Origin of the sequence: Micrococcus lylae NBRC 15355 (assembly GCF_001570885.1) — a bacterium.
In the GTDB taxonomy this organism is placed as follows: domain Bacteria; phylum Actinomycetota; class Actinomycetes; order Actinomycetales; family Micrococcaceae; genus Micrococcus; species Micrococcus lylae.
On the sequence record NZ_BCSN01000036.1, the window covers coordinates 18043 to 27099 of the forward strand.

Annotated in this window: 7 protein-coding genes; 5 read left to right on the forward strand and 2 right to left on the reverse strand. The window is 71.0% G+C overall.

Annotated features, from left to right (window positions below; genetic code table 11):
- Positions 1 to 121 precede the first annotated feature (121 nt).
- The 4 genes from topA to proC are packed head-to-tail and all read left to right on the forward strand — an operon-like array spanning position 122 to position 5664.
- Entirely contained in the window at positions 122 to 2911 is a 2790-nt protein-coding gene (topA, locus tag MLY01S_RS08305) for a type I DNA topoisomerase (protein WP_371327633.1), read from the forward strand.
- 5 nt (positions 2912 to 2916) lie between these two features.
- Positions 2917 to 3939, forward strand: a complete 1023-nt coding sequence (locus tag MLY01S_RS08310) for a Ppx/GppA family phosphatase (RefSeq protein ID WP_067191087.1) — start codon at positions 2917 to 2919, stop codon at positions 3937 to 3939.
- A gap of 2 nt (positions 3940 to 3941) precedes the next feature.
- Positions 3942 to 4778, forward strand: coding sequence for a sugar phosphate isomerase/epimerase family protein (locus MLY01S_RS08315; RefSeq protein WP_067191089.1), 837 nt, complete (start codon positions 3942 to 3944; stop codon positions 4776 to 4778).
- A 37-nt stretch (positions 4779 to 4815) separates the two neighbouring features.
- The gene (gene proC, locus MLY01S_RS08320; RefSeq protein WP_067191091.1) at positions 4816 to 5664 is read left to right on the forward strand and encodes a pyrroline-5-carboxylate reductase; all 849 of its coding nucleotides are present in this window, start codon (positions 4816 to 4818) and stop codon (positions 5662 to 5664) included.
- Between the two features lie 248 nt (positions 5665 to 5912).
- Here proC and MLY01S_RS08325 read toward each other — a convergent pair whose 3' ends face one another.
- Positions 5913 to 6587 (reverse strand): potassium channel family protein, encoded by a 675-nt coding sequence (locus MLY01S_RS08325; protein ID WP_067191092.1) that lies wholly within the window; start codon positions 6585 to 6587, stop codon positions 5913 to 5915.
- Positions 6580 to 8070, reverse strand: coding sequence for a TrkH family potassium uptake protein (locus MLY01S_RS08330; protein WP_082739881.1), 1491 nt, complete (start codon positions 8068 to 8070; stop codon positions 6580 to 6582). The genes MLY01S_RS08325 and MLY01S_RS08330 overlap by 8 nt, the downstream gene beginning before the upstream one ends.
- A gap of 200 nt (positions 8071 to 8270) precedes the next feature.
- Here MLY01S_RS08330 and MLY01S_RS08335 point away from each other — a divergent pair.
- On the forward strand, positions 8271 to 9057 hold a 787-nt coding region (locus tag MLY01S_RS08335), incomplete at its 3' end, for an acetoin utilization protein AcuC (protein ID WP_169795143.1).

Sequence of the window (9057 nt, forward strand, 5' to 3'; positions counted from 1 at the left end):
GCACCGCGTGCCCCTACGATGTGGGGACGCCCGCCCGATGCCGGCGCGCTCCGTGCACCGGCCCGGGACCACCGCCTTCCCCGTCCGAGGAGGACCCCCCTTGTCCACGTCATCCGCTTCCGTGACCAGCACCGTGCCCGAGGGCAAGAAGCTCGTCATCGTGGAGTCGCCCGCCAAGAGCAAGTCGATCGCCAAGTACCTCGGCGACGGCTGGGTGGTGGACTCGTCCGTGGGGCACATCCGTGACCTCCCCAAGCCCTCGGACCTGCCGGCGGACATGAAGAAGGGTCCGTTCGGCAAGTTCGCCGTGGACACGGAGCACGGCTTCGAGCCGTACTACGTGGTGTACCCGGACAAGAAGAAGAAGGTCACCGAGCTCAAGCGCGCGCTCAAGGACGCGGACGCGCTCTACCTCGCCACCGATGCCGACCGCGAGGGCGAGGCCATCGCGTGGCACCTGCTGCAGACCCTCAAGCCCAAGGTCCCCGTGTACCGCATGACCTTCGGCGAGATCACCAAGGAGGGCATCGCCCGCGGCCTGGAGAACATCCGCGAGCTGGACACCGCCCTCGTGGACGCCCAGGAGACCCGCCGCATCCTGGACCGCCTGTTCGGCTACGAGCTGTCCCCGGTGCTGTGGCGCAAGGTCTCCCGCGGCCTGTCCGCCGGCCGCGTGCAGTCCGTGGCCACCCGCCTGGTGGTGGAGCGCGAGCGCGAGCGCATGGCGTTCGTGGCCGCCCAGTACTGGGGTGTGGAGGGCACCTTCACCGTGAACGAGGGCGCCGTCTCCTCCGGTGCCGTGGGCTCGAGCTTCACCGCCCGCCTGTCCACCGTGGACGGCGTCCGCGTGGCCACCGGCCGCGACTTCGACGACGCCGGGCAGCTGAAGGCCTCCGCAGGCAAGAAGGTCGCCCACCTGGACGAGGCCGCCGCCGGCTCGCTGGCGCAGGGGCTCACCGGCGCCTCCTTCACCGTGGACGCCGTGGAGGACAAGCCGTACACCCGCCGCCCGGCCGCCCCATTCACCACCTCCACGCTGCAGCAGGAGGCCTCCCGCAAGCTGCGGATGTCCTCGCGTGTGTCCATGCAGGTCGCCCAGCGCCTGTACGAGAACGGCTACATCACCTACATGCGTACCGACTCGGTGAACCTGTCCCAGGAGGCCGTGAACGCGGCCCGGACGCAGGCCACCGAGCTCTATGGTGCCGCCTCGGTGCCCGAGAAGCCCCGCGCCTACGCCAAGCGCAGCGAGTCCGCGCAGGAGGCCCACGAGGCGATCCGTCCCGCCGGCGACTCCTTCCGCACCCCGGCGCAGGTGAAGGACGAGCTCCGCCCGGACGAGTTCCGCCTCTACGAGCTGATCTGGAAGCGCACCGTGGCCTCCCAGATGGCCGACGCCAAGGGCTACACCGCCACCCTGCGCTTCTCCGCCGCCGCGGCCGACGGCCGCGTGGCCGGATTCTCCGCCTCCGGCACCGTGATCACCTTCAAGGGCTTCCTGGACGCCTACGAGGAGGGCAAGGACGCCGGCGCAGAGGACGAGTCCAAGGACTCCATGGGCCGCCGCCTGCCGGAGCTGTCCCAGGGCGACACCCTCACCGGCGACCCCGTGGAGCCCACCGGCCACGAGACCACCCCGCCGGCCCGCTACACCGAGGCCTCGATCGTGGCCGAGCTGGAGCGCCGCGAGATCGGCCGCCCGTCCACCTACGCGCCCACGATCTCCACGATCATGGACCGCGGCTACGTGACCAAGCGCGGCAACGCCCTGGTCCCGTCCTGGACCGCCTTCTCCGTGATCGGACTGCTCGAGGACTACTTCGGCCAGTACGTGGACTACGACTTCACGGCCCGCATGGAGGACGACCTCGACCGCATCGCCGCCGGCGAGCTGGCCCGCGACGCCTGGCTGCAGACCTTCTACTTCGGCGCCGAGGACGGCGACGAGGGCCTGCGGAACATCGTGGAGAACCTCGGGGACATCGACGCCCGGGCCGTGAACTCCCTGCCCATCACGGACGAGATCACCCTCCGCGTGGGCCAGTACGGCCCCTACCTGGAGAAGCCGCTGCCCGCGGACGCCGAGGCCGGCACCACCCCGCCGCGCGCCAACGTCCCGGAGGACCTGGCCCCGGACGAGCTCACCGCCGCCAAGGCCGAGGAGCTCTTCGCCACCGCCAAGCCGTCCGAGCGCCTCCTCGGCCAGGACCCGGAGACCGGCCGGGACATCGTGGCCAAGGACGGCCGCTACGGGCCGTACGTCACCGAGGTCATCCCAGAGATGACCGAGGAGCAGGTGCAGGCCTGGATGGACGCCCAGCCCACCGAGTACTACAAGAACGGCAGACCCAAGCCGAAGAAGAAGCCGAAGAAGGAGAAGCCGCGCACCGGCTCCCTGTTCACGTCCATGGACCTGGACACCGTCACCCTGGAGCAGGCGCTGCAGCTGATGTCCCTGCCCCGTGTGGTCGGTGCGGACGCCGAAGGCGAGCAGATCACCGCCCAGAACGGCCGCTTCGGCCCGTACCTGAAGAAGGGCACGGACTCCCGGTCGCTGCAGTCCGAGGAGCAGATCTTCTCCATCACCCTGGAGGAGGCCCTCGAGATCTACGCCCAGCCCAAGCAGCGCGGCCGCGGCGCCGCGAAGCCGCCGCTGGCCGAGTTCGGCGAGGACCCGGTGTCCGGCAAGAAGGTCGTGGTCAAGGACGGCCGCTTCGGCCCGTACGTCACGGACGGCCAGACCAACATCACCGTCCCGCGGGGCAAGGACCCGGCGCAGCTGACGGCCGAGGAGGCCTACCAGCTGCTGGCGGACAAGCGCGCGAAGGGCCCGGCCACCCGCGGCGGCGCCAAGAAGCCGGCGGCCCGCAGGGCACCGGCCAAGAAGACCACCACACGGAAGAAGGCCTGAACACCATGCGCCTCGGCGTTCTGGACATCGGGTCCAACACCGTCCACCTGCTGCTCGTGGACGCCCACCCCGGGGCCCGTCCCGTCGCCTACGCGGAGCACAAGCGCTCCCTTCCGCTGATCCGCTACCAGGACGCCGACGGCGCCATCACGGAGGAGGGCCAGCAGGAGCTCGTGGGATTCGTCCGTGAGGCCGCCGCCTTCGCGGAGGAGCACCGGGCCGAGGACATGATCTCGTTCTGCACCTCCGCGATCCGCGAGTCCGCCAACGGCGCCGCCGTGCTGGACCGCGTGCAGGCGGAGACCCGCGTGCACCTCTCGGAGCTCACGGGGGACCAGGAGGCGGCCATGACCTACTTCGCCGTGCGGCGCTGGCAGGGCTGGGACGCCGGATCCATCCTGAACTTCGACATCGGCGGCGGCTCCTTCGAGATCGCCTACGGCCAGGACGAGCTGCCCTCGCACGCGCTGTCCCTGCCGCTGGGCGCCGGCCGTCTCACCCGCGACTGGATGCCGGAGGACCCGCCCAGCCCCAAGGCGGTGAAGAAGCTGCGCAAACACGTGGAGAAGCGGCTCGAGGAGGCCTACGCCGCCTTCCCGCGCGTCGAGTCCCCCGTGGTGGTCACCGCCACCTCGAAGACGTTCCGTTCGCTCGCCCGGATCACCGGGGCGGCGCCTTCGGCGGCGGGCCCCTTCGTGAAGCGCCACCTGCGCGCGGACGACCTGCACCTGTGGGTGAACCGCCTCGCGGCGATGACCATCGCCGAGCGGGCGGAGCTGCCCGGCGTCTCGGAGGTCCGCGCGCACCAGGTGTTCGCCGGGGCGATCGTCGCGTTGGCGGCGATGCGCACGTTCGGCATCGCCCAGCTCGAGATCTGCCCGTGGGCGCTGCGCGAGGGCCTGATCCTCAACCGCCTCGACGCGCTCATGCTCGAAGGGCACCTCACCCGTGACGGCCGGCCCGGAGTCGGACACGTGAACCTCAACACGGACACCCTCCTTCCGGGGCTGAGTCTGGGGGTGCGCTGACCATGCCGGACTCCTCCGCCCACCTGGCCCCGGCCCCGCGCTTCGGCGCGGACATCCCGGTGACGCTCTCGTCGTCGTCGGTCTTCCCCCTGGGGACCCAGGACGTGTTCGCCACGGCCGAGGACCTCGGCTACGACGGCGTGGAGGTGATGGTCACCCACAACGCCTTCAGCCGTGATGCCGACCGTCTGGTGAAGCTCTCCGAACGCCACGGCCAGCCGATCGACTCGATCCATGCCCCGACCCTGCTGTTCACCCAGCAGGTGTGGGGCTCCGCGTGGTCCAAGATCCGCCGCTCCGTGGAGCTGGCGCAGGCCGTGGGCGCGGCCACCGTGGTGGCCCATCCGCCGTTCCGCTGGCAGGGCACGTACGCGGTGCGCTTCGCCGAGGGGATCCAGGAGCTGATGGCGGAGACCGGTGTGGTGATCGCGGTGGAGAACATGTACCCGTGGCGGGCCTACGGCAGGGAGGCCAAGATGTATCTGCCGCACTGGAATCCGCTGCCCGAGCCCTACGAGCACATCTGCTGGGACTTCTCCCACGCGGCCATCGCCCGCGTGGACTCTCTCGACGCCGTCCGCGAGCTCGGGCCCCGGCTGCGGCACGTGCACCTCACCGACGGCAACGACTCCGGCAAGGACGACCACCTGGTCCCCGGCGAGGGCACCCAGCCCGTCGCCGAGTCCCTGCGCCATCTGGGTCGAGTGGGTCTGGCCGGTACCGTGTGTGTGGAGGTCGGCACCCGCGGCGTCGAGTACGCCGGGCAGCGCGAGGAGAAGCTCGCCGCATCCCTCGCCTTCGCCCGCGAGCACCTCGCCGCCTCTGGGCCGGCCGCCTGAACGAGACCACCGATCCGTCGAAGGAGCGATCCACCCCATGACGCAGACCCCCACCGACGCCCGCATCGCCATCCTCGGACTGGGCACCATGACCGGCGCCATCCTGGCCGGGATGCTGGACCAGGGGGTGCCCGCGGAGAACGTCGTGGCCACCACCCGCTCCGCGGCCTCCGCCGAGAAGGCCGCCGCACGGCACGGGGTGACCGTGACCTGTCAGGAGCAGGACCCGCAGGCCAACCACGCCGCCGTCGCCGAGGCGGACATCGTGCTCGTCGGCGTCAAGCCGAAGGACATGGTCGCCACCCTCAAGGACCTGGCGCCGTCGCTGCGCCCGGACACGGTGGTGGTCTCCGTGGCCGCCGGCGTCACCTCCGCCACCCTGGCTGCGGTCCTGCCGGAGGGCCAGCCGATCGTGCGCACCATGCCGAACACCCCGCTGACCGTCGGCTCCGGCGTGGTCGGCGTGGCCGAGGGGCCGACCGTCACCGCCGCGCAGTCCGCCGCCGTGCGTGCCCTGTTCGCCGGCTCCGGCCTGGTGGTGCCCGTGGAGGAGGAGCAGCTCTCGGCCGTGGTGGCCACCGCCGGCTCCGCCCCGGCCTATGTGTTCCTGCTCGCCGAGCTGATCGCCGCCCACGGCGCGCAGATGGGCCTGGACGCCGAGGCCGCCGAGGCCATGGCCGCCGCCACCGTGAAGGGCGCCGGCATCATGCTCCAGCAGGAGGGCGCCAAGGCCGAGGACCTGCGCAAGGCCGTGATGAGCCCGAACGGCACCACCGAGAAGGCCGTTGAGGCCTTCCTCGACGGCGGCATGGAGGACCTCGTGAACCGCGCCATGGACGCAGCCGCGAAGCGCGACGCAGAAATGGCCGAGGAGTTCCGCGCCTGACCTCAGCCCGCCCCAGACGCTTTCGCTCGCGAAACGGGAGGCGCAGACAGACACCGATGCCCCCGTCACCACACCCTGTGGTGACGGGGGCGTTGTGGGGAGCGGCCGTCGTCGGGGAACGGTGAAACGGGAGGCGAGTGCGCGGTTTTAGCGGGCGCTCTCCTCGAGCACATGCGTCCGAAACTCGTCGTCGAGGCGCGTGAAGGCGCGGTGCCGCGGCCGAAGACCGCGAGCAGCGCCGGGACCTCTCAGGGTCGCGCGGCGAAGCGCTCGATCAGGTCTGTGTGGCCGGAGACGATCAGCGTGTCCCGCGGGCCGACCTTGGTGTCCGGCTGGGCGTAGGTGAACTCCTCGCCCGGGGTCTTCACGCCCACGATGGTCACGCCGTACTTCTTGCGCAGGTCTGACTCGGACAGGGTGAAGCCCACGGTCTCCGTCGGCGGGTGCATCTTGACGATCGCGAAGTCGTCGTCGAACTCGATGAAGTCCAGCATGCGCCCGTTGACCAGGTGCGCGGCGCGCACGCCGGCGTCGAACTCCGGGAAGATGATGTGGTTGGCGCCGATGCGGCGCAGGATCTTGCCGTGCGCGGCGGTGATGGCCTTGACCCAGAGGTGCGGGATCTCCAGGTCCACGAGGTTCACGGTGATCAGCACCGAGGACTCGATGGACGTGCCCACGCCCACCACCGCGGCGGAGAAGTCCTCCGCGCCGAGCTGGCGCAGCGCCTCGGCGTCCGTGGCGTCCGCCTCCACCACGTGGGTCAGCGTGGACGCCCACTTCTGCACCAGCACCGGGTCCTTCTCGACTGCCAGGACCTCGCGGCCCTGCGTCACCAGCTCCTGCGCGGTGGCCGCGCCGAAGCGGCCCAGGCCGATCACGAGCACGGGGGCATGGGGGTCGATGCGCTTCTGGTCAGCCAAGGATCGGCCTCTCGACGGGGTAGCGGTAGAGCACACGGCGCTGGCGCAGGGCCAGGGCCGCGGCGAACGTGATTGTACCGACGCGGCCGGCGAACATCAGGCCCGTCAGCACGTAGACGCCGGCCGGCGGCAGCTCCGCGGACAGGCCGGTGGACAGCCCGCAGGTGGCGAACGCGGAGATCGCCTCGAACAGGGGGCGCTGCAGCTGCTCGGTGGTCATGGCAAGCACCACAAGGGTTGCCACCAGGACGAGGGTTGCGCCGAGGGCCAGCACCGCGATCGCCACGCGCAGGCTCTCCGGGGCGATCGTGCGGCCGTGGACGGTGACCTCCTTGTCTCCGCGGGCCTCGGCGACGATCGCCAGGAACATCACGGCCAGCGTGGTGACCTTGATGCCGCCGGCGGTGGAGGCCGAGCCGCCGCCCACGAACATCAGCGCGTCCGTCAGCAGCAGGGTCTCCGAGGTCTGGGCGTTGACGTCGATCACCGAGAACCCGCCCGAACGGGTCATCACCGAGGCGAACAGGGACTGCCCGATCTGCTCGCCTCCGGTCATGGGACCGAGGGTGTTCGGGTTCGTGTGCTCGAAGAGCCAGATGAACACGGCGCCCAGCGCCAGCAGGATGAGGGTGACCTCCACGGTCAGCTTCGTGTGCAGGTTCCACTGGCTGTAACGCCAGCCCTTCTGCATGAGCACCAGCACCACGGGGAAGCCCAGGGCGCCCACGAACACGCCCACCGCGATCAGGGTGAGCAGGTACGGCTCGTGCGCGAAGGACTCCAGCCCGTCCGGGTGCAGCACGAAGCCGGCGTTGTTGAAGGAGCTGATGGCATAGAAGACCGCGTGCCACAGTCCCCGCCCCAGGGATCCGGCCTCTGCGATGAACCGCGGCGCCATGAGTGCGGTAAGGATCAGCTCCGCGGTCAGCACCGTCACCACCACCACGCGCAGCAGCTTGCCGACCTCGCCCACGTGGCCCGTGGTCATGCCGCCCTCCTGGGTGAGCAGCTTGGACCGGACGCCGAGGTGACGGGAGACGGCCAGCGTCAGCAGGGACGCCATGGACAGGATGCCCAGGCCGCCGATCTGGATGGCGACCAGGATGATCACGTGGCCGAGCGTGGACCAGTGCTCCGCGGTGTTCACGGTGGTCAGGCCGGTCACCGAGACGGCGGAGACGGCGGTGAACATCGCGTCGTGCAACGGGGTGGGGTGGCCGTCCCGTGCGGCGAACGGCAGGGACAGCAGGGCGGTGAAGACCGCCGAGACCAGGGCGAACGCCGTCAGCGCGGAGCGGGCGGGGGAGGACCCGGCCAGGTGCTTGACCGTGTGCGAGGTGCGGCGGACCGCCGCGCGCACGCCGCGGCCGGACTCCAGTGAGGAGGAGTTCCACGGCTGGGGACGGCGTCGCCTCACCGGGCGGGGGCGCGGCACCGATCGGTGCACCGCGGGAGGCAGGCGGCGTGGACGGGCAGGGGCCATGGGTCGACAGGCTACCCGTCGACCGGCCTCGTGTTCGCGGGCGCGCTTCCGCGGTCGCACCACGTGTGGTGCGCACGCGGGGGCTTCACCCGTCCGTCATGCGGGGCGCGTCACCCGTCCGTCATGCGGGGCGCGTCACCTGTCCGTCATGAAAGGCCCTCGACAGGCGTGAGGGGGCGCACAGTCGTAGGCTGTGAGTGATGAGTGCCACGTCTTCACCCAGTGATTCCCAGCCGGCAGCGGTCGTCTGGCACTCGGACCTGCTCAAGTACCGATTCAGCGCCGAGCACCCGATGGCCCCGCTCCGACTCGATCTCACCCACCGTCTGATCGAGTCCTTCGACCTGCTCTCGGGCGAGAACGTGCGGATCATCGAACCGCCGGTGGCCACGGACGAGCAGCTCCAGCTCGCCCACGCCCCGGAGTACATCGCCGCGGTGAAGGCCGCCTCCTCGGGCGGCACGGAGGACGAGGAGCACGGCCTCGGCTCCGAGGACTGCCCGATCTTCCCGGACCTGCACGAGTCCGCCGCGCGCATCGCCGGCGGCACGCTGGCCGCTGCCGAGGCCGTCTGGTCCGGCGAGGTCAGGCGCGCAGTGAACTTCTCCGGTGGCATGCACCACGCCTCCCGCAAGGCGGCCTCCGGGTTCTGCATCTACAACGACTGCGCCGTGGCCATCCAGCGTCTGCTGGACCTGGGCGCCGAGCGCATCGCCTACGTGGACGTGGACGCCCATCACGGCGACGGCACCCAGTCGATCTTCTACAACGACCCCCGCGTGCTGACGATCTCCATCCATGAGACCGGGTTCGCCCTGTTCCCCGGCACCGGGTTCGCCAACGAGGTGGGCGGACCGGAGGCGCTCGGCTCGGCCGCGAACGTCGCCGTCCCGGCCCGCACCGGTGACGCCGGCTTCCTGCGGGCCACCCACGCCACCGTCCCCCAGCTGCTGCGCGCCTTCGCCCCGCAGGTGCTCGTCACGCAGC

Excerpts from the sequence above, each read along its gene's own strand:
- MLY01S_RS08310 (WP_067191087.1), top strand. The coding sequence starts at position 2,917 with ATGCGCCTCGGCGTTCTGGACATCGGGTCCAACACCGTCCACCTGCTG.
- MLY01S_RS08330 (WP_082739881.1), bottom strand. The coding sequence starts at position 8,070 with ATGGCCCCTGCCCGTCCACGCCGCCTGCCTCCCGCGGTGCACCGATCG.
- MLY01S_RS08315 (WP_067191089.1), top strand. The coding sequence starts at position 3,942 with ATGCCGGACTCCTCCGCCCACCTGGCCCCGGCCCCGCGCTTCGGCGCG.
- proC (WP_067191091.1), top strand. The coding sequence starts at position 4,816 with ATGACGCAGACCCCCACCGACGCCCGCATCGCCATCCTCGGACTGGGC.